Source organism: Shewanella corallii, from assembly GCF_023349125.1.
Classification (GTDB): domain Bacteria; phylum Pseudomonadota; class Gammaproteobacteria; order Enterobacterales; family Shewanellaceae; genus Shewanella; species Shewanella corallii.
In genome coordinates this window covers 189,556-213,766 of the sequence record NZ_JAKIKT010000006.1, presented here as the reverse complement: position 1 = coordinate 213,766, position 24,211 = coordinate 189,556, and the positions used below count along the sequence as shown (strand labels likewise).

The 24,211-nt window shown below is 51.7% G+C and carries 20 protein-coding genes; 13 read left to right on the top strand and 7 right to left on the bottom strand.

The annotated features are described in order from the left end of the window. Positions 1 to 99: 99 nt before the first annotated feature. Entirely contained in the window at positions 100 to 1,152 is a 1,053-nt protein-coding gene (gene menC / locus L2725_RS23355) for an o-succinylbenzoate synthase (RefSeq protein ID WP_428985297.1), read from the top strand. After that, positions 1,152 to 2,627: an o-succinylbenzoate--CoA ligase gene (gene menE / locus L2725_RS15740; protein WP_249249910.1), complete on the top strand. Its 1,476-nt coding sequence runs from the start codon at positions 1,152 to 1,154 to the stop codon at positions 2,625 to 2,627. The genes menC and menE overlap by 1 nt, the downstream gene beginning before the upstream one ends. Positions 2,628 to 2,732: 105 nt before the next feature. Here the strand turns inward: menE and rpoH are convergent, their stop codons facing one another. The 4 genes from rpoH to ftsY form a co-directional block, all read right to left on the bottom strand. Beyond that, positions 2,733 to 3,602 carry an RNA polymerase sigma factor RpoH gene (rpoH, locus tag L2725_RS15735; RefSeq protein ID WP_248936922.1) on the bottom strand — a complete coding sequence of 290 codons (870 nt, stop codon included), beginning with the start codon at positions 3,600 to 3,602 and terminating at the stop codon, positions 2,733 to 2,735. A 230-nt stretch (positions 3,603 to 3,832) separates the two neighbouring features. After that, complete coding sequence (gene ftsX, locus L2725_RS15730) at positions 3,833 to 4,795, bottom strand: permease-like cell division protein FtsX (protein ID WP_249249794.1); 963 nt, start codon at positions 4,793 to 4,795, stop codon at positions 3,833 to 3,835. 10 nt (positions 4,796 to 4,805) lie between these two features. After that, positions 4,806 to 5,492 carry a cell division ATP-binding protein FtsE gene (ftsE, locus tag L2725_RS15725; RefSeq protein WP_115136444.1) on the bottom strand — a complete coding sequence of 229 codons (687 nt, stop codon included), beginning with the start codon at positions 5,490 to 5,492 and terminating at the stop codon, positions 4,806 to 4,808. 7 nt (positions 5,493 to 5,499) lie between these two features. Continuing rightward, positions 5,500 to 7,419: a signal recognition particle-docking protein FtsY gene (gene ftsY / locus L2725_RS15720; protein ID WP_249249793.1), complete on the bottom strand. Its 1,920-nt coding sequence runs from the start codon at positions 7,417 to 7,419 to the stop codon at positions 5,500 to 5,502. Positions 7,420 to 7,672: 253 nt separating this feature from the next. On the opposite strand from ftsY, the gene rsmD reads away from it, so the two are divergent. Next, positions 7,673 to 8,296 carry a 16S rRNA (guanine(966)-N(2))-methyltransferase RsmD gene (rsmD, locus tag L2725_RS15715; RefSeq protein WP_249249792.1) on the top strand — a complete coding sequence of 208 codons (624 nt, stop codon included), beginning with the start codon at positions 7,673 to 7,675 and terminating at the stop codon, positions 8,294 to 8,296. Positions 8,297 to 8,305: 9 nt separating this feature from the next. After that, on the top strand, positions 8,306 to 8,593 hold the full coding sequence (locus L2725_RS15710) for a DUF1145 domain-containing protein (protein WP_115136446.1): 288 nt from the start codon (positions 8,306 to 8,308) through the stop codon (positions 8,591 to 8,593). Between the two features lie 205 nt (positions 8,594 to 8,798). On the opposite strand, the gene L2725_RS15705 is transcribed toward L2725_RS15710, so the two are convergent. After that, positions 8,799 to 9,362 carry a NapC/NirT family cytochrome c gene (locus tag L2725_RS15705; RefSeq protein WP_115136447.1) on the bottom strand — a complete coding sequence of 188 codons (564 nt, stop codon included), beginning with the start codon at positions 9,360 to 9,362 and terminating at the stop codon, positions 8,799 to 8,801. 487 nt (positions 9,363 to 9,849) lie between these two features. Here L2725_RS15705 and L2725_RS15700 point away from each other — a divergent pair, with 487 nt between their 5' ends. From L2725_RS15700 to L2725_RS15670, 7 genes are all read left to right on the top strand, one after another. Further along, the gene (locus L2725_RS15700; protein ID WP_249249791.1) at positions 9,850 to 10,269 is read left to right on the top strand and encodes a DUF2057 family protein; all 420 of its coding nucleotides are present in this window, start codon (positions 9,850 to 9,852) and stop codon (positions 10,267 to 10,269) included. A gap of 576 nt (positions 10,270 to 10,845) precedes the next feature. Further along, the gene (locus L2725_RS15695; RefSeq protein WP_249249790.1) at positions 10,846 to 11,271 is read left to right on the top strand and encodes a DUF2057 family protein; all 426 of its coding nucleotides are present in this window, start codon (positions 10,846 to 10,848) and stop codon (positions 11,269 to 11,271) included. 75 nt (positions 11,272 to 11,346) lie between these two features. Then, positions 11,347 to 11,748 carry a hypothetical protein gene (locus L2725_RS15690; protein WP_249249789.1) on the top strand — a complete coding sequence of 134 codons (402 nt, stop codon included), beginning with the start codon at positions 11,347 to 11,349 and terminating at the stop codon, positions 11,746 to 11,748. 165 nt (positions 11,749 to 11,913) lie between these two features. Then, positions 11,914 to 12,318 carry a heavy metal-binding domain-containing protein gene (locus tag L2725_RS15685; protein WP_249249788.1) on the top strand — a complete coding sequence of 135 codons (405 nt, stop codon included), beginning with the start codon at positions 11,914 to 11,916 and terminating at the stop codon, positions 12,316 to 12,318. 26 nt (positions 12,319 to 12,344) lie between these two features. Next, positions 12,345 to 13,985, top strand: coding sequence for an efflux RND transporter periplasmic adaptor subunit (locus L2725_RS15680; RefSeq protein ID WP_249249787.1), 1,641 nt, complete (start codon positions 12,345 to 12,347; stop codon positions 13,983 to 13,985). 15 nt (positions 13,986 to 14,000) lie between these two features. Next, a complete protein-coding gene (locus L2725_RS15675; protein ID WP_249249786.1) occupies positions 14,001 to 17,138 on the top strand; it encodes an efflux RND transporter permease subunit in 3,138 nt (1,045 codons plus the stop codon). 272 nt (positions 17,139 to 17,410) lie between these two features. Next, on the top strand, positions 17,411 to 18,406 hold the full coding sequence (locus tag L2725_RS15670; RefSeq protein WP_249249785.1) for a ribonuclease T2 family protein: 996 nt from the start codon (positions 17,411 to 17,413) through the stop codon (positions 18,404 to 18,406). Here the strand turns inward: L2725_RS15670 and L2725_RS15665 are convergent. Beyond that, on the bottom strand, positions 18,403 to 19,179 hold the full coding sequence (locus tag L2725_RS15665; protein WP_249249784.1) for a VOC family protein: 777 nt from the start codon (positions 19,177 to 19,179) through the stop codon (positions 18,403 to 18,405). The two genes, L2725_RS15670 and L2725_RS15665, sit on opposite strands and share 4 nt — an antisense overlap. 198 nt (positions 19,180 to 19,377) lie before the next feature. On the opposite strand from L2725_RS15665, the gene L2725_RS15660 reads away from it, so the two are divergent. Continuing rightward, complete coding sequence (locus L2725_RS15660; protein WP_249249783.1) at positions 19,378 to 19,800, top strand: globin family protein; 423 nt, start codon at positions 19,378 to 19,380, stop codon at positions 19,798 to 19,800. Positions 19,801 to 19,842: 42 nt separating this feature from the next. Here the strand turns inward: L2725_RS15660 and adiA are convergent, their stop codons facing one another. Then, entirely contained in the window at positions 19,843 to 22,134 is a 2,292-nt protein-coding gene (gene adiA / locus L2725_RS15655; RefSeq protein WP_249249782.1) for an arginine decarboxylase, read from the bottom strand. A gap of 716 nt (positions 22,135 to 22,850) precedes the next feature. Here adiA and potE point away from each other — a divergent pair. Continuing rightward, on the top strand, positions 22,851 to 24,170 hold the full coding sequence (gene potE, locus L2725_RS15650) for a putrescine-ornithine antiporter (RefSeq protein ID WP_249249781.1): 1,320 nt from the start codon (positions 22,851 to 22,853) through the stop codon (positions 24,168 to 24,170). Positions 24,171 to 24,211 lie beyond the last annotated feature (41 nt).

The window sequence follows — 24,211 nt, the reverse complement described above, 5'->3', positions numbered from 1 at the left end:
ATCATGGAGCAGATAAGAATGACAATGGATGCCACCCATGGCGCACAGCATGAAGTTCAACCTCAGCAATCGGGGCATGAACCAACAGAGGCGCAACGGATCAGCACAGTCTCGCTATACCGTTATCAAATCCCTTTGCAGCCCAGCTTGCCCGTCGGCGCGGCCCGCATAGACAACAGACAGGGCTTGCTGCTGAGTATCAGCAATCAGATGGGCGAGACCTTCCACAGTGAGATCGCGCCCCTGTCAGGCGTGGATGTTGACGCAAATCCCCTGACTGGCTTCAGCCGCGAGTCTCTGCAGCAGGTAACTGACTATCTGCAAAGTAAACTGGCATCCTTGCCGGGACAGAGTTATCAACAACTGCTGCAACTGGCAGATGAGAGCCCCTTTCCCAGTGCCGCGCTGGGCCTTAGCCTGCTGGCAGCCAAGCTGACAGCGCAACTGCCGGAGGTGAGGATTCCACAGGTGGAGATTCCTCTGGTCTACTTCGATAAAGAAACGGCCAGTCAGGATATTCAAGCCGTTGGTGCTGAGGTCAGAGCCAGAGTCTCAGCTCTGCCGCCACAGCTGCACAGCGTTAAAGTGAAGGTGGGACAACTGCCGATGGCGCAGGAGATTGAGCTGATTCATCAAATCCTGGCCGCCAATCCCAGACTCAAACTGCGTCTGGATGCCAATCGGGCATTCAGTCTGGAGCAGGCGATAGATTTCTGCGCCTGTTTACCACTGGATGCCATCGAGTATATTGAAGAGCCTTGCGCCGATCCGGCGGACAATCCCGCTGTTTATCAAGCCACAGGCTTACTTTACGCGCTGGACGAAACCCTGAACGATCCGGACTATGAATTCGCCGCCACAGAGGGACTGACTGCGCTGGTGCTCAAACCCATGCTAATCGGCAGCCTCTATCGTCTGAGTGAGTTGATACTCACGGCCGACTCCCATGGGGTGCGCTGTATTCTGAGCAGCGCGTTGGAAAGCTCACAGGGAATCGCCGATATTGGTCGGATTGCCGCCTGGCTGACGCCACAGGAATCTCCGGGAGTCGACACTCTGTCTGCCTTTACCCAGGGCTTGATTGAGCCTCTGGCAGATAAGCCCACGCTGCTACAGGCTGATCTGACGCTGGTACGGGAGTGGAACGCCTGATGGTCAGCACTGTGCCCACCACTTTGCCCAACAAGGTGTCGCCACTGCATCTGGCAGCCCTGACAGCCCCTGACTCACTGGCGATTAAGTGTGGTGAGCTGGAGCTGAGTTATCAGCAACTGAGTGAGCATGTACTTGCGCTGGGGCAACAGCTGACCGAGAAGGGGTTAACAACTGGCGACAAACTTGGGGTTATTTGCAGTAACAGGCCGGAAGCGCTGATGCTCTATTGGGCGTGTATCGATCTGGGCTTGCTGTTCTGCCCCATCTCGCCAAAATTTCCTCAGACCCAGATATTGGCTTTGCTACAGCAGTACAATATTCGCCATCTGTGGAGTGATGACAGCAAGCTTCTGGACAGCACGGAAAGTAAACACACACTTTCACCAGAACCACTGACTGACTTAAATTTCAGTGCAAAAAGTGAACTACCGCCTGCTGAGACTGTTCCTCAAATAGATCCGGATACCCGGGCCAATATCATCTTCACTTCAGGCTCCAGCGGTACGCCGAAGGCCGCCGTCCACTGCCTGAGTCAGCACATCGCCAGTGCTAAGGGTTCGGCCTCGCTGATCTCGCTCAACAGCGGCGACAGATGGCTGGCCTCATTACCCCTGTTTCATATAGGTGGACTGGCGATATTCAATCGTTGCGCGCTGGCCACAGCCTGCGTGGTGTTTGCCACCGAGGGCCAATCTCTACCCCAGCAATTGATAACCAACAAGGTCACTCATGTGTCCCTGGTGTCGACTCAATTGCAGCGCCTGCTGCAGCACCACAGCGGCAGTCTGCAGTACAGCAAAACCCTGTTGCTGGGTGGCGGCGCCATTCCCCAGCCTTTGCTCGACAAGCTGGCCGACATGGGGATCCCGGCATTCACCAGTTATGGCATGACTGAGATGGCTTCCCAGATAACTACTGGTAAAGCGCTGGGAGATGGCAGTAGTGGTAAGTTGCTGCCAGGCCGGGAGCTGGAGATCCGCAACGGCGAGATTTGGGTTAAAGGCGATACCCTGTTCTGCGGCTACTTAACCACAGACAAACAAGGCGAAGCTGGTGAACAGCTCCAGTTGTCAATAGACCAAGATGGCTGGTTCTGCACCCGGGACAGGGGCTATTGGGATAACAAGGGTAATCTGCATATCACAGGGCGCAGCGACAATATGTTTGTGTGCGGCGGCGAAAATCTGCAGCCGGAAGAGGTAGAAGCTGTACTGAAACGCTTCCCCGGTGTAGAGGATGCCCTGGTGTTCCCAGTGGCTGATCAGGAGTTTGGCTGCTTGCCTGTGGCTGTTATCAAGGGGGAGTTACCGGATCAGCATAAGCTGGATGAGTTTGTGGCTGAGCAGATTGCCAGATTTAAACGCCCCAGAGCCTGCTTCCCCTGGCCTGAGCAAGAGCAGCCAACCGGACTTAAGGTAAACCGCAAACAGGTTATTGCGGCGGTCAGGGCTCAGTTTAACCTGGCTGAATAGCCCCAAATTCTCATTCAGTCGTAACTTGTATATACAGGTAATACGACAGCAGACGCCAGAAACAACAAAGCCCGCATCAGCGGGCTTTGTTTTAAATAGAGGTTATCAGAAAGATTCCAGACACAGCTGCTGTTTCAGCTTGTTCATGGCGTTCTTCTCCAGCTGACGAATTCGCTCAGCTGACACCTGATATTTATCTGCCAGTTCCTGCAATGTGGCCTTGTTTTCGTCCAGCCAGCGGGTCTGCAGAATATACTGACTGCGCTCATCCAGTGTCTTGATAGCAGACAACAGACGAGTCTGAGAGTCGTTTTCCCAGTTGTCATTCTCGACCTGGGCTGCGATATCAGAAGAGTGGTCTTCCAGATACAGTGCCGGGGCGAAGTCATTGGAATCATCATCATTGTCACTGGCCAGATCAAACGCGGGATCCTGAGCCGACATACGGGATTCCATCTCGGTGACATCCTGTTTGGACACGCCGAGGTTTTCGGCCACCATGGACACTTCATCGTCGGTAAACCAACCCAGGCGCTTCTTGGCTTTACGCAGGTTGAAGAATAGCTTGCGCTGCGCCTTGGTGGTCGCGACTTTAACAATACGCCAGTTTTTCAGCACGTATTCGTGGATTTCAGCTTTAATCCAATGCACGGCAAATGAGACCAGACGTACACCCACTTCAGGGTCGAAACGCTTTACCGCCTTCATCAGGCCGATATTACCTTCCTGAATCAAATCGGCCTGTGGCAGTCCATAACCTGAGTAACCTTTGGCTACATGCACAACGAATCTCAGGTGGGACATAATCAACATCTTTGCCGCCTGCAGGTCACCTGTTTCCTGCAAACGCTTGGCGAAACGATACTCTTCCTCGGCATCGAGAACAGGAATACTGTTTACCGATTGGATATAAGCATCGAGACTGGCGCTCCCCTGAGGAACCATCAGTGCCATTGATTGCGTTTGTTCAGTCATTCACGCTCCTGTAAAAAAATCGTTGTTTTAGGCTAAGTTAGACCAGCCCAAGCTCGCTAGAGCCTGCCAATTGATGCTTTTTGCAACAATTCATGCAGCTGAACTATCGTTGAATTAGTGGCCGCTGTCAACTTCACCGGCACCACATCTGCTCTGTGTAAACCAAAGTTCATCCGCATCTTCACGCTGTCAGCACACCAGCTGACAAGACAGCATTTGGTAAGCAGTTGTTACTGGGGCTCAATCGCTCTTAAATGCTGGCGAACCGAAATATATGAGCCCAGCCATCCCAGGAAGGATGCAACCCCCACCAACTGCAGTAACTCATTAAACGACAGCGCTTGCATGGACATCTGACTGCCATACAGCCCGAGGAGTTCCGCAAGCGCACCGTCCAGATACCAGACCAGCAAGTTGATAATAATCCAGGCCAGCACACCGCCAATCACACCGTACCAGATACCGGTATAAAGGAAGGGACGCTGAATAAAGCCCTCGGTAGCCCCCACCAGTTTCATGACTTCAATTTCGGTACGACGGTTCATAATCGCCAGTCGTATGGTGTTACCAATAATCAGCACTACGGCCAATATCAGCAGAGCAGCCACGGCTGAGACAGTACGCTCCAATAAACTCACTACCGCCTGTAAACGTTCCAGCCACTCGATATCCAGTCGGCCAAAGCTGACTTCAGGCTGTTGCTGCAGTTTTTGCAGCAGTTCCCTTGCTCCTTCAGGGCTGGAGTATCGGTTGGTCGGGGTAACCATCACTACCGCAGGCAGTGGATTACGATCCAGATAAGAGAGAGCATCACCAAAGCCGGACAGGGTCTGAAACTCTTCCAGCGCCTGATCCCGGCTGACGTAACTGACATCAGCGACTTCCGGGAACACCTTGATGCGAGTGATCAGACTTTGAATCGCCTGTTCGCTGCGTCCCTCATCAATAAACAGGGAAATTTGCGCGGCGCTTTCCCAGCTGCGGGTAATGGATTCGGCATTCTTCACCAGTACCTGCAGGGCGGCCGGTAAGCTGAGGCTCACTCCCAATACGGCCATGGTCATAATGGACGAGACAGGGTTGCGCCAAAGCTCTCCCATACTCGCCATCGCCTGCTGGATATGACGGATAAAGAACATCACGATTCTGCCGGTAAATGGCAGCTTACTGCGATTGAGTTGCGGCTGGCTCATCCCTGTATCCTCAATATCCCGGTCCAGCCGGCTCCAGTTCATTGGCACCCAACATACGACCCTGCTTGAGTGTCAGAGTTCGGTACTTCATCCGGGCAATCAGCCCCAGATCGTGGGTGGCGATAAGCACACTGGTACCCGCATCGTTGAAGGTTTCAAACAAACGCAGAATATCCATGGAGAGCTTGGGATCCAGGTTACCTGTTGGCTCATCCGCCAGCAGCAAGGGAGGCTTGTTCACAATCGCGCGGGCGATACCCACACGTTGCTGCTCACCGCCGGACAGCATGACAGGCGAGTGCTTGTCTTTACCATACAGGCCAACCATATCCAGCGCACCATCCACCCGCTTGCGAATCTCCCCCAGAGAAAAGCCTTCGATAACCAATGGCAAAGCCACGTTGTCAAATACGCTCTTGTCCATCAACAGATGGTGGTTCTGGAAGATCATGCCGATATGACGGCGCAGATAGGGCACCTGGTTGCGGCTGATGTCAGCAATATTGTGGCCATTAATCCACACTTTGCCGGCACTTGGCCGCTCAATCACAGTCATGAGTTTGAGCAGGGTACTCTTACCGGCCCCTGAGTGACCGGTTAAAAATGCCATTTCTCCCTGCTTGAGGTGAAAACTGACATCTGTCAGCGCTTTCTGCCCACCCGGGTAGACCTTGCTTACCTGCTCAAAGCGAATCATGGCTTTGTTACTGTTCCTTGTCGTGGCTGAATAGCGCGTCGATAAAGTCTTTGGCGTTGAACTGACGCAGATCATCAATCTGCTCACCCACACCGATATAACGAATAGGAATACCAAACTTATCGGCAATCGCAAAGATCACCCCGCCTTTGGCCGTACCATCCAGCTTGGTGATACTGATACCTGTCACGCCAACCGCTTCCTGGAACAGCTGTGCCTGACTGATGGCGTTCTGGCCTGTGCTGGCGTCCAGAGTCAGCATCACTTCGTGTGGTGCATCCGGATCCAGCTTCTTCATTACCCTGACCACCTTCTTCAGCTCTTCCATCAGATGGCTCTTGTTCTGAAGACGACCGGCGGTATCTGCAATCAAAACATCAACGTTACGGGCTTTTGCAGCTTGCAGCGCGTCAAACAGTACTGAGGCACTGTCTGCACCTGTGTGCTGGGCAATCACAGGGATATCATTACGCTGACCCCAGACCTGCAGCTGCTCCACTGCAGCAGCACGGAAGGTGTCACCGGCAGCCAACATGACAGACTTGCCTTCACGCTGATATTGCTTGGCCAGTTTGCCAATGGTGGTTGTCTTACCCACACCATTTACCCCCACCATAAGGATCACAAACGGGCCATTGGCATTGTCCGGCACCAAAGGCACATCCACAGGTTCGATAGTGTCATGCATCTCTTTACGCAGCAGTTCATACAGGGCTTCTGCATCTTTTAACTGCTTACGGCTGGCATGGTCAGTCAGGTTATTGATCAGCTTGGTGGTAGTTTCCACGCCCACATCGGCGATCAGCAGTTGCTCTTCCAGCTCCTCAAACAGATCGTCATCGATCTTCTTGCCACGGAACAGGCTGGCGAAGCCACTGCCGATGTTCTCACTGGTGCGCATCAGGCCACGTTTCAAGCGGGCAAAGAAGCCCTCTTTAACCGGCTTTTCCTGCGGTTCTGGCTGAACTTCTGCCTGCTCCGCTTGCTGGCGGGCTGCTTCCTCTTCAACCTGACGCTGAGTTTCTGCTTCAGCCTCTAAACGTGCCGCTTCTTCTGCCTGACGCTGAGCTTCCGCTTCAGCGGCCAAACGCGCAGCTTCTTCGGCCTGACGCTGGGCTTCCGCTTCAGCCTCTAAACGTGCCGCTTCTTCGGCCTGACGCTGGGCTTCCACTTCAGCCTGCAAACGTGCTGCTTCTTCTGCCTGACGCTGGGCTTCTGCTTCAGCCTCTAAACGTGCCGCTTCTTCGGCCTGACGCTGAGCTTCTGCCTCAGCCTGCAGACGTGCAGCTTCTTCAGCCTGGCGGCGAGCTTCTGCTTCTGCCATTTCACGAGCCTGAGCTTCAATGCGCTCCTGCTCGATACGTGCAGCTTCGGCAGCTAACGCCTGCTGCCGTTCAGCTTCAATACGAGCCTGCTCTTCAGCCTCCAAACGTGACTGCTCAGCCGCTATTTCCGCTTGCAGTCTGGCGGCTTCTTCAGCCTTCAAGGCTTCTGCCTCTGCTGCCAAACGTGCAGCTTCTTCGGCCTGGCGATGAGCTTCTGCCTCCACTTGCAAGCGTGCCGCTTCTTCAGCCTGACGCTGGGCTTCTGCCTCAGCTTGCAAACGTGCAGCTTCTTCAGCCTGACGTTGAGCTTCGGCCTCAGCTTGCAAACGTGCCGCTTCTTCAGCCTGACGCCGGGCTTCTGCTTCAGCTGCCAAACGTGCCGCTTCTTCTGCCTGACGTTGAGCTTCGGCTTCAGCCGCCAGACGTGCCTCTTCTTCGGCCTGGCGCTGGGCTTCTGCCTCAGCTTCCTGGCGCGCAGCCTCTTCCTCTGCCTTCAGACGGGCAGCTTCCTCAGCAGCCTGCTGTGCAGCAAGCTCCGCAGCTTTGTCTTCTTCTTTTGATTTATCTCTGCGGAACCAGGAAAAAAAACCTTTCTTTGCCATGTGTGCTACCAATACTCAAGGAGTTGTAATTCAGTGATTGCGCTGCCTAACGCGGAAACGGCTCAAGTTGCCATTCTCCGGATTAAACAGCCAAACCAAGGGCCACAGGGACTCCCCCGCCACCCTCAGTTCATGTAAAATAGCGCCCCTTAAACCAGCTGCAGACCCGTTTTTGTCGAGGTCAAATTGCCGGCTGGGCAGGAGGCTGCATAGTCTACCACTTTCTTTCTTCAGGCAAAATCACGGGGGCATGATGGCCAGAAATCGACCAGGCAGTGGCCAGGTAAGAATCATTGCAGGACAGTGGCGTTCCCGCCGTTTGCCGATCCAGGATCTTGAGGGCTTACGCCCGACAACAGACAGAGTCAGAGAGACGCTGTTTAACTGGCTGAGTGGCGAACTGTCTGGTGCCCGTGTGTTGGACTGCTTTGGTGGCAGTGGCGCATTGGCGATGGAAGCTTTGTCTCGTTATGCTGCCTATGCCAGAGTTTTTGAGCTGCAAAAAAGTGCCGTGGTGCAACTGCAGAACAACCTGAAAACCCTGAAATGTGAACATGCCGATGTGGTTGCCGGTGACAGCCTGCATCTGCTGGCACAGGGGCCAAAGGGACAGGCTGCACGTCAGGACCCAGCTTCAGGCGAGGGTTTCGATATCATCTTTATCGATCCGCCGTTCAGAAAAGGGCTGGCAGAGAACAGCATCAAAGCACTGGCGGCTCACAACTGGCTGAAACCTGATGCGCTTATCTATGTGGAAACCGAATCAGAGTTACAGGCCTTGCCTATCCCAGCTGATTGGCACCAGCTGAAAGAGAAAACCGCAGGCCAGGTGTGCTATCGCCTGTATCGCTTCGAACCCGAATCAACAGAAGAATAAGAGACACAGATGAAATACGTGATGCTACTGGGAAAATGTATGACTGGCTTTGCCTGGGCAGTGATGGTGTACAACCTGTTTATGCCATTTGAAGGCAACACAGGCCTGGCGCTGAATATCCTGTTGCTGGTCACCGCCTTTATGCACGGCATTCAGGTAATCATGTTTTACGGCATGTTCAGCCAATATATGACACTGACCAAAAAAGACTTTCTAAAGGTGTTCGGTTTCGGGGTTTTCGCCCTGCTGGAGTATCGTCAAAAACTGATGCAAAAACTGCAACAGCAAAACGCCTGATCACTGAATATGGATAGTGCCTGCAGTGCAGTGGGCACTTTTATCCTTTCTCTATCCTGCTTTTTAGGAGTCGTTCGGCGCCGTGATTGATTATCGTGTTCGGTAAAACAACAAAACTCGCCAGAGCGCATCACCAGAAGCCTGAAAACAAAAACCCCCGCCAATTGGCAGGGGTTTTTCGTATCAGGGTACCCTAAGGTCCAAATTAGTTCTTTGGATATGGGTGAGCCACGCCTTTGTGACAGTCGATACAGGTCTTTCTGTCTTCAGGTGCTTTCTTGAAGTTCATGGCGTGCATTCTTACGGCCATCTTCTTCATTTCTGGAGACGGATCTTCATAGATACGGTTGTGACAGTTCTGACAGGTAGAAGAGTCGATAGAACGCAGGTAGTTGCGGGCCAGTTCAGCCTGCTCTTTGCGGTTTTCTTCCAACCATTCCTGAGTTTCAAAACCATCAATAGTCAGGTAACCGATGATGTCTTTGGACACAACGATTTTCTTAACCAGGTAGTTGAATGGTTCCTGCGCAATGTGACACTGCTGACACTGAACCACGATACCTGCACTGTTAGCGCCGTGTGGAGATTCCAGCACTTCATCTTTCAGTGAGTGACCAGCGTGACAAGTCATACAGAAAGCATCTGTACTGGTTGCATGCAGGGTCTGTTGAGTAGCAAAAAAGCCAACCGCGCCGACAACGATACCAACGATCAGCAGGGCCAGTACTGAGTATTTTGCGCTGGGCTTTAAAAGTGCACGCCAGTTCATCACTCTTCTCCGATTTTTTCAGTAATTAGAAAACTATAGAATTCTTTTTTTTATAGTATGCGTTTTACATTTTCAGAAAATTGACTCCAGGCCAATAAACGAAAATTTATACAAACTTAGTGTAAAAATGAGATCTGGATCCTACTGCTGTCATTGCAATGACATTCACAAGCATGTGCTCTAATTTAAACATCAGGAATTTATAATGATCTCAATGCGATAATTTTATCATCAGCAATCTGGACGATATTCCACAACCTTGGTGATCCGGCTCACATTTCATTAGTCGCAGTAAAAAGTTTTCTCTCCTCTGAAACGACAACCTGCTCCCTCTGGTCTTGTTTTACAAGCCGGCCACAATTTCCGGGCCGAGAACAAAACGGACACGCTGTCCACACTCAATTATCGGGCTGTGGCACTCAAGCCGAACGGACGCTGACATACCAGCAGCAACAACTGCAATCTACGCAGAGTGGAGAAGTAACAAATGAAAGCACAACATATTGTTTTATATAGCATCCTTTTATTAATGGCTTCACAGGTTCAGGGCGCAAGCTTAAGCGTTGGCGACAACCTGAAGATAGAGTCGATTAATGGACAACGGGTTAACGCCCAGGAAGTAGAGTTAAAAGAAGGGATTCATATGGTAGCGCTTAAGTTCAGCGACTTTTACGTTATCAATGCGGAAGACTCAGGCTGGGTGCGCTCAGAACCTCTGTTTACCAGAGTCCAGATTGAGCAAGGTGAGGCAGTAATGCTGCAAACCCATCCTCTGCATTCAGAGGAAGAAGCGCAGGAGTTTTTAGAAGATCCTGTGGTGAACCTGGTGTCGAATAAACGCGCTGATGGAAGACAAATGCTGATGAATCAGTCACAGATTGTTACCCATTTGCTACAGGGCAAATAGCAGCAGCCGATAGAGGGCTGTTTTTTTGGAGCTTAAATGAAACTTTCTCCATACAGCCCCTGTCATAGTCATAACTCAGGTGATAAACCATTTTTCAATGAAACAAAACGCAGGCAAACAGCTACTACTTATCGTACTACTGTGGCAATTTTTGATTGCCACAGTGTTTGCTATGCCAGCCGCGTCACTTGAGCAGATTCATCATGCCAATTCAGGTTCACATCACACTGAACTGAAAGGATCACACACAGCTGAAGAAGACGAATGCTGTCAGCCCTCCGCAACTGAACATTGTGGTCACCATTGCGTAACTCTATGGCTAAATACAGATAAACCATTAGTTCGTTCTGAATCTCCCGGTAATGACAGAATACTCCAGCCTCATCAGCTCGCGATGACCGGATTACCTGCGGATATTAATCGCCCTCCAATTAAAAGTTAGTTCACTGCACTCTTGGTGCAGATCACTGTTTAGACACAATTAACTAACTATGATTCAACAGCAGATCGAAAATGGCAGGGCTATTTCCCCCTTCTTTTACGCCATTCGATTGCAACTTTTATTGGAGAATAATAATGAAATCAACTATCCGTTTTTTTACTGCAATCACTATGTCACTGGCCACGCTGGGCGCTCACGCCGCAACCCTGAGCGTTGGCGATAACCTGATGATCGAATCCATCAATGGCAAGGTCGTTGAAAACCTGCCTGCCACCCTGGCTGAAGGCACCCATCTGGTGGAACTAAGATTCAGTGACCGTTACTACACCAATGCCGGTTCATCCGGAACCTGGGTGCAATCTGCTCCGCTTTTTACCCAGGTTACAGTTACCCGCAATGAGGTTTTGCAACTGGCAACGCCTGAGCTCAAAACCGAGGCTGACGCGAGACAATATGTAAAACAGCCGCGTGTATTGGTTAGCTCAGACACGGGCCGTAATGAGCAGTTGCAGCTCAATACTCAGGCGCAGTTGATGACTCAACTGCTGACCCGTTCGTAATCTTAACTGTGAACAAGATCAACACCCTATGTTGATCTTGTGATAGACTCAGGTCGTCCATTACCCGGAATGATTATGATTAACAGATTCAAATCACCACTGCTGTCACTACTGACCATGCTTGCTCTTCTGGTGCAAGGCGTGGCTTTTGGTGCTCAGACGATGGACTTGAATCAACAGGTCAGTCATCAGGCCATGATGATGGACGACATGCATTGTGCCCCCCACAGCGCTATGGATATGTCGGCGATGGACTGTTGCTCGACAGACATCCAGGCCAGCAGCAACTCCTGTTGCGAAGGTCAGGGAAGCTGTAGCGGTGACTGTGTCCATTGCTTAAGCATTTCAGTGACTGGCACTCTGCTCAGCGACAGCTATTGGCCCGAGGCGCTGCCTCACGGCATATTGCTGAGCGCATATATACCTCACTTCCACTCCATATCTTTACCAATGGCACTTCGGCCTCCAATCGCCTGAAGCTGCTATTCCCTGCCTGTTGTTTAAGGCCGGGGAGCGAAACCGGTACACCACCGGACATTTCAATACTGGTAATTAATTCAAGCCGTTTTCTCTGGCGGGTTAGCTGCACATGCGCTGCCACCATATGAAGTACACGGCCATCGACTCGATGGAGTGATAATAATGAAGACCCTGATCAACCTGGTTTTAACCGCTTTTATTCTGTTCTCTGCCGCGCCTTCCATGGCGATGGACCATCATGCTGCTCATCAGGGCTATGAGTGTCCTATGCACCTTGAAGTAACCGGCGAGAAAGGCGACTCCTGCCCCAAGTGTGGTATGGACCTGGAACCGGCAGCCAAGGCAGCAACCCACCACTGTCCTATGTGCCCCGGTGTTGAAGGCCATGCCGGTGACAGCTGCCACAAGTGCGGTATGGACCTGGAGCCAAAGGCAGCCTACGCCTGCCCTATGCACCCTGAAGTAACCGGAGAAAAAGGCGACTCCTGCCCTAAGTGTGGCATGGACCTGGAAGCGACCGCTAAAGGCCATGGCCACGGTCATATGAAGCACCACAAGCATCATTAATCCCGGGTGGAAGTGAGGTATCAATTATGAAGATCATCAAACCTGCAATAACCGCACGCAGCAAACATTCGGGTAAGGCCAGTGCCTGCCTGTTGGGGCTGTCTTTGGCATTCTCTCCTGTATATGCTGTGGCTGCCCAGCAACATGAACACAATCATAAAGCCGAGGCCACGGCTGAAGCTGCTCATTACTACTGTCCCATGCATCCGCAGGAAACCAGTGACCAGCCAGGTCGCTGCTCTATCTGCAAGATGTTTCTAGTAAAAGATGAGGCGGATTCCAGTTCAGATACAGCCAAAGCTGCCGACCATTACTACTGTCCCATGCACCCGGAAGAGACCAGCCACGAGCCGGGCCGCTGCTCTATATGCAAGATGTTCCTGGTAAAGGATGAAGAGCAGGAGGAGGAGACACATTCGGCTGCAGAGCACACTGGCCATGACCATGCTACTCACCAGAATCAGAGTACTACTCCTGCCGCTGACAAGGTATTCAATACCCCTCAGCCAGAGCCTCTGGTCAAAGGCGGCGCTGCACATCAGGGTGAGGGCAAAATCAAATATGTGTGCCCTATGCATCCACAAATCGTCAGTGATGAACCAGCGTCATGCCCTATCTGCGGCATGGATCTGGAGCCAGTTACCATGGCCGCTGATGCCCAGGAGATAGAGATCAATGTTTCCGGCAGCATGCAGCAGGCGTTGGCCCTGCGCACTGAAGCGGTTAAACGCGGCACCATGTGGAAATATGTTCGCACAGTGGGTCAGGTGGATTATGACGAAAGCCAGATCGAACATGTGCACGCCAGAGTCACCGGCTGGATAGAGAAGCTGCAGGTCAGCGCCGCCGGTGAAGAAGTGAAAAAGGGCCAGTTACTGTATGAACTCTACTCTCCAGAGTTGGTCAATGCTCAGGATGACTACCTGCTGGCAATGGAGACGCTGACTCAGTCAAAGAACAGCAAGAACTATCAGGAGCTGGTGCGCAAAGCCGGCCTGCGGCTGGAACTGCTGGGCATGAGCAAAGCCCAGATAGAACGACTGGCCAAATCCGGCAAGAGCCAGTACCGGGTGCCCTTCTATGCCCAATCAAACGGCGTGGTGAAGAAGCTCAATGTTCGCGACGGCATGTATATACAACCTCAGACAGAGATCCTCTCCATGGTGGATCTGTCCAAGGTATGGGTCATTGCCGATGTGTTTGAAAACGAACAAAGCTGGCTGGAAATAGGCCAGGAAGCTGAAGTTTCGGTTCCCGCTATGGGACTACAGGATATCAAGGGCAGAGTTGATTATATCTATCCCGAACTGGACCCTGTGACCCGTAGCCTTAGAGTCCGTATCGTACTGGACAACCCCGGTGCCGATCTGCGCCCCAAGACACTGGCGAAAATAGCCCTGTTTGGCGGTGCCAAACGCAAAGCTTTGACCATCCCACAGGAAGCCCTGATCCAAACGGGTAAAGAAAACCGGGTGATCGTCAAACAGTCCGACAACAGCTTTGTCGCCCGCAAGGTCGATGTGGGCATGCAAAGCAAGGGCAAGGCTGAGATCCTCAAAGGTCTTGAAGGGGGAGAGCTGGTAGTGACATCCGGTCAGTTCCTGCTGGACTCTGAAGCCAGCCTCAAAGGCAGTCTGATGCGTTTGAGCTCAGGCCACCAGCACTAACGGGCGGGACTCATTATGTTGAAACGTATTATTGAAGCATCACTGCAGCAGCGCTTTATGGTGCTGATTCTGGCAGTGATGATCGCCGCCTGGGGTCTGTTGGAGCTGCGTAAAACGCCACTGGATGCCCTGCCGGATCTGTCTGATGTGCAGGTGATTATCAAAACCAGCTATCCGGGTCAGGCACCACAACTGGTGGAAGAGCAGGTCACCTACCCTCTGTCCACCGCCATGCTGGCAGTGCCGGGAGCGAAAACCGTCAGGGGCTACTCCTTCTTCGGTGACTCCTATGTGTATGTAATTTTTGAAGATGGCACTGATATCTACTGGGCCCGCTCACGGGTGCTTGAATATCTGAGCCAGGTCGCCAACCGCTTACCAGACGGAGTTCAGCCAGCACTGGGACCCGATGCCTCCGGGGTGGGCTGGGTATACCAATACGCCCTGGTGGACCGCAGCGGCAAACTGGATTTGTCACAGCTCAAGAGTCTGCAGGACTGGTACCTCAAGCTGGAACTTCAAAGTGTTGCCGGGGTATCCGAAGTGGCTACCGTTGGCGGCATGGAACTGACGTACCAGATAGTGCTGGATCCGGACAAACTGGCGCTGTACAAGCTGGATATTGCCTCGGTTAAAAATGCCATCAGCAAGGCTAACAGTGAAGCCGGTGGCTCTGTGGTTGAGATGGCCGAAGCCGAATATATGGTACGGGCAAAGGGCTATCGTCAGACTCTGGCCGACTTTGACCATATCCCTCTGGGTGTGACCAGTCCATCCGGAACGCCACTCATGCTGAAAGATATCGCCACTGTACGCAAAGGTCCGGCTGCACGCCGCGGCATCGCCGAACTTGATGGTGTGGGCGAAGTTGTCGGTGGCATTGTGGTGATGCGATATGGCGAAAATGCCCTGAGCACAATCGATGCGGTAAAGGCCAAACTGGACGAGCTTAAGTCAGGCCTGCCTGAAGGGGTGGAGATAGTCACTACCTATGACAGATCCCAACTGATCCTGGACTCCGTCGACAACCTGTTTAACAAGGTTGTAGAAGAGATGCTGGTTGTGGGCCTGGTGTGTCTGCTGTTCCTGCTCCATGCCCGCTCGACCCTGGTGGCTGTAGTGACCCTGCCGTTATCGATTCTGATCGCCTTTATTGTGATGAATCATATGGGGGTCAATGCCAACATCATGAGCCTGGGTGGTATCGCCATTGCCATCGGTGCCGTCGTGGATGGCGCCATCGTGATGATTGAGAACCTGCACAAACACCTTGAGCACTTTAAAGAGCAGCACGGACGTGAGCCTGACACCAAAGAGCACTGGAAGATAGTCTCTGAAGCATCGGTGGAAGTGGGGCCAGCGCTGTTTTTCTCGCTGTTGATTATTACCCTGAGTTTTATTCCCGTGTTTACCCTGGAAGCTCAGGAAGGACGCCTGTTCACGCCGCTGGCCTATACCAAAACCTTTGCCATGGCCGCTGCGGCAGTGCTGTCTATTACTCTGGTTCCGGTACTCATGGGCTACTTTATCCGGGGCAAGATACCTTCAGAACAAAGCAACCCTATCAGCCGGGTACTGATCGCCCTGTATAAACCCGTACTGAAGCTGGTTCTGCGCTTTCCCAAATTTACCGTAGTGCTGGCACTGGTCGCTTTGTTCAGTGCTTGGTACCCCTACTCCCAGATGGGCAGAGAGTTTATGCCCGAGCTGGAAGAGGGTGACCTGCTCTACATGCCAACTACACTCCCGGGGATCAGCGCGGGCAAAGCTGCGGAAATTCTGCAACAGACAGATCGCCTGATTAAAACCGTGCCAGAGGTTGAACGAGTGTTCGGTAAAGTCGGTCGGGCAGAAACCGCAACCGACCCGGCACCACTGACCATGCTGGAAACCACCATTATGCTCAAGCCACGGGATGAGTGGCGGGAAGGCATGACACTGGAAGGGATCATCGACCAGTTGCAGGCAACGGTGAAAGTGCCCGGTATGACCAACGCCTGGGTGCAGCCGATCAAAACCCGGATCGATATGCTTTCAACCGGCATTAAAACTCCTGTTGGCATTAAGATCACAGGTGCAGACGTGGAAGAGTTGCAACGTATTGGCGCTGAAGTTGAGGCGATTCTGGCACCTCTGCCTGGCACTCAATCAGCCTATGCTGAAAGGGTTGGCGGTGGTCGCTACATTGATGTGACTCCCAAGCTGGAGGTGGCTTCCCGATATGGCATGAGTCTGGCGGATATTCAGGATGTGGTGCGCCACGCCGTGGGCGGCATGAAGATAGGTGAGTCGATTCAGGGGGCTGAGCGTTACCCTATCAACCTGCGTTACCCAAGAGAGCTCAGGGATAATCTGGAAAAGCTCAGAGAGTTGCCCGTCATTACCAAAACCGGCCACTATCTGCCGCTGGCCAATCTGGCAGATCTGCAGATCACCGACGGCGCCCCCATGCTTAAAAGCGAGAACGGTCGACTCATCTCCTGGGTGTTTGTGGATATCAAAGGCATGTCTGTGGGTGAGTATATAGATCAGGCCAAAACTGCCCTTAATAGTCAGCTGCAACTGCCTCCCAGATACAGCTACAGCTTTGCCGGTCAGTATGAGTATATGCAGCGGGTAGAAGCCAAGCTAAAGACTGTGGTACCCATGATGCTGGCGGTGATATTTATGCTGCTGATGATGACCTTTGGCTCAGCCGCCCAAGCCAGCGTTATCATGCTGAGTCTGCCTTTTGCGCTTGTGGGCTCAACCTGGCTGCTGTATCTGCTGGACTATAACCTGTCAGTCGCTGTTGCTGTGGGTATGATCGCCCTCGCCGGAGTCGCCGCCGAGTTTGGTGTGGTGATGTTGGTCTACCTCAACAACGCGATTAAGCAGCACAAGGCTGAGGGCAGATTCAATACCAAAGCCGATCTCAAGGATGCCCTGATTGAAGGTGCTGTGATGCGGATCCGCCCCAAGGCGATGACAGTTGCCACCATCTTCTTCGGCCTGCTGCCCATTATGTGGGGCTCTGGCAGCGGTAATGAGGTGATGCAAAAGATTGCGGCTCCTATGGTTGGCGGCATGGTGACAGCGCCGATATTGTCACTGTTTGTGCTACCGGCCCTTTATCTGCTGATATACGGCAGAAAGCTAAGTAACAGTCAGTAACAGAAAGGCCACCCAACACGGGTGGCCTTTTGTTTAGCTTCAACCTAAAGACTGATTTGGCTTGTGGCACGTCAATCCCGTTAATTTTTGAAATATAAATGAAACAGAAGGCATCCATACTGGCTCCATCTCGCAAGCATACTTGATAGTCCACTTATCAATTTGTCGCTGAACTCCACTCCAGGGTTCGGCTTTTTTTTGCCTGCACTAAACTCAAATATCCGACTGATATCTTTTGTTATAATTCGCCAACTCTTCCCTATCCCAAGTCAATGATGAGACGTTTATTTACCGCATTGCTGCTGTGTTGCAGCTTGCCTGTTCTGGCCGCGCCGGCAACCGGCGAGTTTATCGCAGACAAAGCCTGCCCTCTGTATCAGTCAAAGAACAAGAAAACCAACCCGGGCAACCAGATGACAGCACCGGGTCAGCGCTTGGAGATCAGAGAATACCTTGGCCAGGCTCAGGCGCCCGAGTGGGTTAGAGTTAACACCAGTGCCAGCAGCTCACCAGCGCGTTGGTTGTCGACCAGCTGTGGGCAACTAAAGGGGTTCACCCCAAAAGGACAAAATGCAAAGGCTAGCAAAAGCCACAGTGGCGGCAGTTGCAACGCCCCGGATCAACATGACAGTTTTGTACTGGCATTGAGCTGGCAGCCAGCATACTGCGCCATGGGCGGCAAAAGTAAGAGAGAGTGCAGAGCACTGTCGCTCAATCCACTGGCTGACGCTCACAGTGAGTTCACCCTGCATGGTCTATGGCCCAACAAAGCATCATGCGGTACCAAATATGGCTATTGTGGACAAGTCAGTCGTAAGCCAAAGTCATTTTGTGATTACCCCAGGTTGAAGATGTCTGCAGATGTCAGGGACGCACTGGAAGAGGTGATGCCAAGTGCCGAATATGGCACCTGTCTGCAGCGCCATGAATTCTGGAAACACGGCACCTGTATGACCGACAGTGCCGACGAGTACTTTGCAGTATCAGTCACCCTGGTCAATCAATTGAATCAGTCTGAGTTTGTTCAGCAATTTATCGACAGGAATATTGGCAGCAAGGTCACCCGCAGCGCCTGGCAACAGGCATTCGATAGCAGTTTCGGTCAGGGAGCACACCGTAAACTCAAACTACAATGCCGCAGCGGCATTCTGACTGAAGTTCAAATGCAACTGCCAGTGTCATTGGACGCACCTTTGCCGCAACTGCTTAAGCAGGCAGCCAATGCACAGCGCGGCTCCTGCCCAAGCACCTTCAGAATTGGCGATTAAACCGGGTCACTCAGGGTTATAACCGAGAACACCGCGCCTTGAGGGTCAGTGATCACAGCGAAGCGGCCAACACCGTCAATCTCTGTGGGGGGAACGCAAATCTCGCCGCCAAGTTCCTGAGCTTTGGCGGCAATCTGGTCACAGTCTTCAACCCTGAAATATAACATCCAGTGACTGGGAATATCACCCCACTCCTCGGTCATAGGCATCACGCCACCAAAGGCGATATTGCCCTGCTCCAGTTCAGTGTAGGGCATGCCTTCCATATCCAACCGGCGTGATTGCCAGCCCAAAGCTTTTTGGTAAAAGGCCAGCGCTTCAGCATCCTGTCGACAGGCCAGCTCAACCCAACACAGGGTATTGAGCTCGCCAAACTGTGCTGCACCATGATGATTTCCCGCCTCCCAAAGGCAGAATGATGCTCCTTCAAGATCTGAAATCATCGCCATACGGCCCGCTTCACCTACCTGATGTGGCCCGGTCCGGATAATGGCACCACCCTCCTGCAGGGTATTGAGCACGGCATCCAGATCGTCCACCGCAAAGTAGAGGTTCCAACCGGGCACAATAAAATGCATCTCCTCGGTCACCTCATACATGGCCCCCAGTGTCTGCCCATTGAAGCTGTACATGGTATAAGCTCCCTCAGGCAGAGGAATATCCGCCAATTCCCAGCCGAGCAAAGACTCATAAAAGCGCCTTGCGGCGACCGCATCACTGGCAGCCAGCTCTGTCCAGCACGGCAACCCCTGAAGATATTGATTGATATTCATGTCAGCACTCCCTGTTGGCAATATGACTTGGTGGGACAGCCCCATCAAAATGAACGCTTTTTGTTCAACTTAAGCTAACTTAGCGGTGTTACGCCATTTTTTCCAGATTGAACTACCAATGACGGCAGCTGATTACAGGAAGAATCATAGGGTTTGAACTAGGCTGAAAGTTGGAGTGTCATTACTTGAGGAAGCCCCGTGAGCGTAACAGCACATCAAATCCGCCTGGTGCAGGAGTCTTTTATGAAAGTGGCTCCCCATGCTAACCAATTGGCGGAGCATTTTTACAAAACCCTGTTTGAAGTAGCACCAGGCGTACGACCTCTGTTCGGCTCAGATCTAAGATCCCAGCAACGCAAACTGATTGTGATGCTCAAAGCCGCTGTGGAGGGGTTAAATGATCTGGACTCTCTGGTTCCTGTGTTGAATGATCTGGCTCAGCGACATGTTAAATATGGCGCCAAACCAGAACACTTTACCCCTGTAGGCAATGCGCTGATATTCAGCCTCAAGTGTCAGCTTGGCGAAAAAGAGTTTAATTCTGAGGTAAAGGAAGCCTGGATCGCGGTCATTAGACTGGTGGCAAGTACCATGAAACAAGCAATGAGACCCGCAGCATAGGCGGGTCTCACTTCGGCAGGGCAATGCCCTTGTGACAGGGGATTACTGCTTCACACACATGACGTGGTAAACGCCATCCTCCACTTCTGTCCCCTCAGTTTCGTGCTCGAATCCGGGGAACTCCTTGTCCCAAATCTCCAGACTCTTGAGATAGCCAATCTGGGGGCTGGAGTCATCACCAAAGTTCTCACCAGACATCAACATGGGAATACCCGGTGGATAGGGGATAACCGCGTTGGCCGCCACTCTGCCCGCCAGTTTATGGCTGGGCACCATCTCAACGTTATCTTCAACAATGGCCTGGAAGGCTGAGCGGGGAGAAATATCGGCATGTGGCAGCGTGGAGTACGCCGCATTCAGCTTCTCTGAAGGATTGTGGGTTCTCAGGTAATTGAACATCTTGTCACCCAGGTCCTTCAGCCCCATACCGCCATAGGTCTCAGGATTGCCATTAACCAGATCAGGCAATACATCCTCCAGCGCTGTGTTGGCATCATAGTGCTTCTTGAACGACAGCAGGGTATTTACCAATGTCGCCCACTTACCCTTGGTGATCCCCATGGAGAACAGGAACATCACCTGGAAGTCTGTGGTACGGGTAGGAATAATGCCAAAACGCCCCAAATATTGAGTAACCAGCGCGGCAGGCACACCGCTCGACAGCAAATTGCCATCATCACCCATACCGGGAGCCAGAATACTCACCTTGATGGGATCCAACATACACCAGTCAGCCGGCATATCCTTAAAGCCGTGCCACGCATCACCCGGGTGCATCTTCCAACAATCCTGATCAGTCACCAATAACTCTGGTGGCGCCTCTTCAAACGGGTAGGTCTTTCCAGTGGCGGGATCTGTTACCGTCTCAGCGTTCCAGGGCTTGAAGAACCAGTCTTTATCATCCTGATACTCCTTGTGCAGGCGCCCCATCGCCTGACGGAAATCCACAGCCTCACGTATCACTTCTGTGGTCAGTGACAGACCACGGTTACCATCCATTTGCGACACAGCAATATCATTTGAGGCTGCAATCGCATAGAGCGGAGAGGTAGTAGCGTGCATCATGTAGGCTTGATTGAACCGTTGAAAATCAATGGCATCTTTACCATGGCGTATATGCAGTAAGGAGGCTTGAGAGAGCGCATTCAACAGTTTATGAGTTGAGTGGGTAGCAAAAATGGTTGGGCCATCATAATCAGGATCCGGCTCACCACGCATCGCAAAGTGATCTTCATAAACCGGGTTGAATCTAGCGTAACCATACCAGGCTTCATCGAAGTGAATACGGTTACTGCTTTCAGACAGGATCTCCTGCGCCCGCTTGGCGTTGTAACAAAGGCCGTCGTAGGTACAGTTGGTCAGCACAGCATAAGGCGCGACCTTGCCCGCCTCACTTTTGGTCATCTCATTGGCTTTGGCCGTGGCTTCCAGCGCAGCTTTGGTCATCTGTTCAGGGTAGATGGGACCAATAATCCCGTAACGGTTACGGGTGGGTACCATATAAACCGGCAACGCCCCGGACAGCATTAAGCCCTGCTCGATGGACTTGTGGCAGTTTCTGTCACAGATGGCCAGAGTGTTTTCCTTCATACAAATCTGCATGATGGTTCGGTTGGAGCCTGAAGTTCCGGTCACCAAAGAGTAGGAGGAATCAGCCCCAAATACCTTGGCCGCGTAACGTTCACTGTCACCAAAAGCGCCGGTGTGATCCAACATAGAGCCCAGATTACCCCGCTCTATCCCCATATCGGTACGGAACAGACCTTCACCGTAATAGCTGTAAAAACGCTGCCCCGCCGGTGTCTTGGTAAAGCCAACACCACCCTGGTGACCTGGCGCAGCCCAGGAGTACTCATGGACATCGTCATACTTCATAAAAGCAGACATTAACGGCGGCAGCTGACGCTCTCGATATCTCTGCATCGCAGCCATAGCGCGACCAGCAATGAAGTCAGGGGTATCTTCCAGAATCCACGCAAATTCATCTACATTGGCCATCAACTCGCGGCTGACCGTCAGGGTGATCTTTTTACGTTCCGCCAACAGAAACACAGGCACATTCTGCTGACGTTGGTTAAGTTTTTCGATTAGAGAAAAGAAGTGTTCATTCTCATCCTGCTGTGAACCACTCATTGACGAGGTCAACATTAAGCAGTCAACGGCGATATTGGCATTCAGAATGGAATAACAGTCGTCATAAGAACTGGCAACAGAAACCTTGGCACCGGCTTCAGACAGCTCCTCTATCAGGCGACTGATGGCATTACCTACCACCCCCTGCTTGGTTACCTCTTCCAGGATAAGGACAGTATATTTTTTCCCGTAACTTCTCATTGGCCATACTCCAGCATAATTCACTTAGATTAATCGGATATAACCCCGCCTATAGTTATAAGCGAAGAGCAATTCATATTGGCTATTCAGGGTGAAAGAACAATAATAAAGACATTATTTGTGAGGTTTCTGTATTGGAGAACTGAGAGTAAGCCATTAACTTAGAAGATCTGCAGCCACTTTGACAAATATAATTATTTATTTAAATTACATACAGATACCTACAGAAACCATATTTTAACCATCAAATTCATGCACTTAAAAACACCCTATTCATTTAACGCCATACTAAATACCTAAGCCATTAATTTTAATACTCCTTTATACTTACGCTCTGCATAAGTTAAAAAACATTTGTATTCCCTAAGGTATTTTTTCTACACTGCTGTACTTACAAAATAATTCTATTCTCTCTCCTGTGTAACTCTAGAGTCATTTATTGTTGCGACAATTGCTCATAAATAACGATTAAAACTAGATAGTTATAAATATCAGAAAGTCGGTCTCGGTAAGCACAGTGTTCAGGTGCCTTCAGCAAGTTGAAAGACTCGCACTTTCACCCTTTACATTTGGCAATGCAGTCGTTTGACGTTGCCGGGCTTATGGAACGATCTGGATCTACAGAAGGCGCTGCTCGTACAGGCAGATCTGTGGCTATCTGTCACGCCATGATGCTTTGATACGCGCCTTCCCAAATAACCTGGGAGTAAAAACGAATGGCATCTGAATCCAATAAAATGGGCTTGGTTGGCCTGACCACAATTGTCACGGTCAATATGATGGGGTCCGGGATTATTATGTTACCCGCCAGCCTTGCTCAAACCGGTGCGATATCGCTCTTGAGTTGGCTGGTGACCGCAGTGGGCGCCATGTGTATCGCCTATGCCTTTGCCAAGTGCGGTATGTATTGCACCAAAGATGGCGGTATGTCGGCGTACTCAGCCGAGGCCCATGGTAAGTCTTCCTTCTTTATTGCGTCTTACACCTACTATGTCTGCCTGGTGATCAGTGCTGTGGCCATTGCGGTTTCGGCGGCGGGATATCTTGAAGAGTTTATCCCCTGGCTGAAAGAGAAGCCCGTCAATACCTTTGTTGGCGTGGTCGTGATTCTGATTGTGACCATGATTGCCAACTTTAAGGGTCCCAAAATTACCGGCCAGATCTCTGCTTTTACCGTATGGGGCATCATTATCCCCGTGGTGGGCCTGTCGGTGATTGGTTGGTTCTGGTTCGACCCTCAGCTGTTTAAATCAGCCTGGAATCCCCATGAGATGACCACCATGGATGCTATCTCTTCCGGTATCGCGCTGACCCTGTGGGCCTTCCTGGGGATCGAGTCTGCGGGAGCCAACTCAGGCACGGTAGAAAATCCCCAGAAGAATGTCCCCCTTGCCTGTATGCTGGCAACCAGCTTCACCGCGATTGTTTATATCACCTCCACGGCCGTGATTCAGGGTATTGTCCCCAATGCAGAACTGGCCAAATCAGATGCGCCGTTCGGTTTGGTTTATACCTATATGTTCAGTAAGGAAGTGGGGCTGGTGATCACCGCACTGGCCGTGATTGCCTGTATTGGTTCCCTGCTGGGCTGGCAGTTCACCAATGCCCAGGTTTCCAGAGCTGCCGCCGACATTAAGCTGTTCCCCAAAATCTTTGGTGAAGTCAGCAAGGACAATGCGCCTATCAAGGGCATGATGATTATGCTGGCGCTGGAGCTGGTGCTTGCGGTCATGACCATATCTCCAACTCTGGTCAAACAGTTCAACGTACTGGTGAACCTGGCCGTGTTTATTAATATGGTGCCCTATATCCTGTCGCTTACCGGTCTGGAAGTTATCCTGCGAACCAATAATGCCAGCAGTAAGGAGTACAAGATTGGCTCCATCGTCGGCACACTGGCCGTGGTTTACAGCATTTATGGCGTATATGCCTGTGGCGAGGAAGCCGTGTTCTACGGTGTGATAGTGACCCTGTTTGGCTATATCTTCTATGGCTTTATCGCCGCCAGAGATGCGGTGCCAGCCAGCAAAGCCTGACGGTTATCAGATACAAAAAAGGCCCCAGCGGGGCCTTTTGT

What these genes read in the sequence shown, in the direction of transcription:
- menE (WP_249249910.1), top strand. Translation starts at nt 1,152, where the DNA reads ATGGTCAGCACTGTGCCCACCACTTTGCCCAACAAGGTGTCGCCACTG.
- rpoH (WP_248936922.1), bottom strand. Translation starts at nt 3,602, where the DNA reads ATGACTGAACAAACGCAATCAATGGCACTGATGGTTCCTCAGGGGAGC.
- ftsX (WP_249249794.1), bottom strand. Translation starts at nt 4,795, where the DNA reads ATGAGCCAGCCGCAACTCAATCGCAGTAAGCTGCCATTTACCGGCAGA.
- ftsE (WP_115136444.1), bottom strand. Translation starts at nt 5,492, where the DNA reads ATGATTCGCTTTGAGCAGGTAAGCAAGGTCTACCCGGGTGGGCAGAAA.
- ftsY (WP_249249793.1), bottom strand. Translation starts at nt 7,419, where the DNA reads ATGGCAAAGAAAGGTTTTTTTTCCTGGTTCCGCAGAGATAAATCAAAA.
- rsmD (WP_249249792.1), top strand. Translation starts at nt 7,673, where the DNA reads ATGGCCAGAAATCGACCAGGCAGTGGCCAGGTAAGAATCATTGCAGGA.
- L2725_RS15710 (WP_115136446.1), top strand. Translation starts at nt 8,306, where the DNA reads ATGAAATACGTGATGCTACTGGGAAAATGTATGACTGGCTTTGCCTGG.
- L2725_RS15705 (WP_115136447.1), bottom strand. Translation starts at nt 9,362, where the DNA reads ATGAACTGGCGTGCACTTTTAAAGCCCAGCGCAAAATACTCAGTACTG.
- L2725_RS15700 (WP_249249791.1), top strand. Translation starts at nt 9,850, where the DNA reads ATGAAAGCACAACATATTGTTTTATATAGCATCCTTTTATTAATGGCT.
- L2725_RS15695 (WP_249249790.1), top strand. Translation starts at nt 10,846, where the DNA reads ATGAAATCAACTATCCGTTTTTTTACTGCAATCACTATGTCACTGGCC.
- L2725_RS15690 (WP_249249789.1), top strand. Translation starts at nt 11,347, where the DNA reads ATGATTAACAGATTCAAATCACCACTGCTGTCACTACTGACCATGCTT.
- L2725_RS15685 (WP_249249788.1), top strand. Translation starts at nt 11,914, where the DNA reads ATGAAGACCCTGATCAACCTGGTTTTAACCGCTTTTATTCTGTTCTCT.
- L2725_RS15680 (WP_249249787.1), top strand. Translation starts at nt 12,345, where the DNA reads ATGAAGATCATCAAACCTGCAATAACCGCACGCAGCAAACATTCGGGT.
- L2725_RS15675 (WP_249249786.1), top strand. Translation starts at nt 14,001, where the DNA reads ATGTTGAAACGTATTATTGAAGCATCACTGCAGCAGCGCTTTATGGTG.
- L2725_RS15670 (WP_249249785.1), top strand. Translation starts at nt 17,411, where the DNA reads ATGATGAGACGTTTATTTACCGCATTGCTGCTGTGTTGCAGCTTGCCT.
- L2725_RS15665 (WP_249249784.1), bottom strand. Translation starts at nt 19,179, where the DNA reads ATGAATATCAATCAATATCTTCAGGGGTTGCCGTGCTGGACAGAGCTG.
- adiA (WP_249249782.1), bottom strand. Translation starts at nt 22,134, where the DNA reads ATGAGAAGTTACGGGAAAAAATATACTGTCCTTATCCTGGAAGAGGTA.
- potE (WP_249249781.1), top strand. Translation starts at nt 22,851, where the DNA reads ATGGCATCTGAATCCAATAAAATGGGCTTGGTTGGCCTGACCACAATT.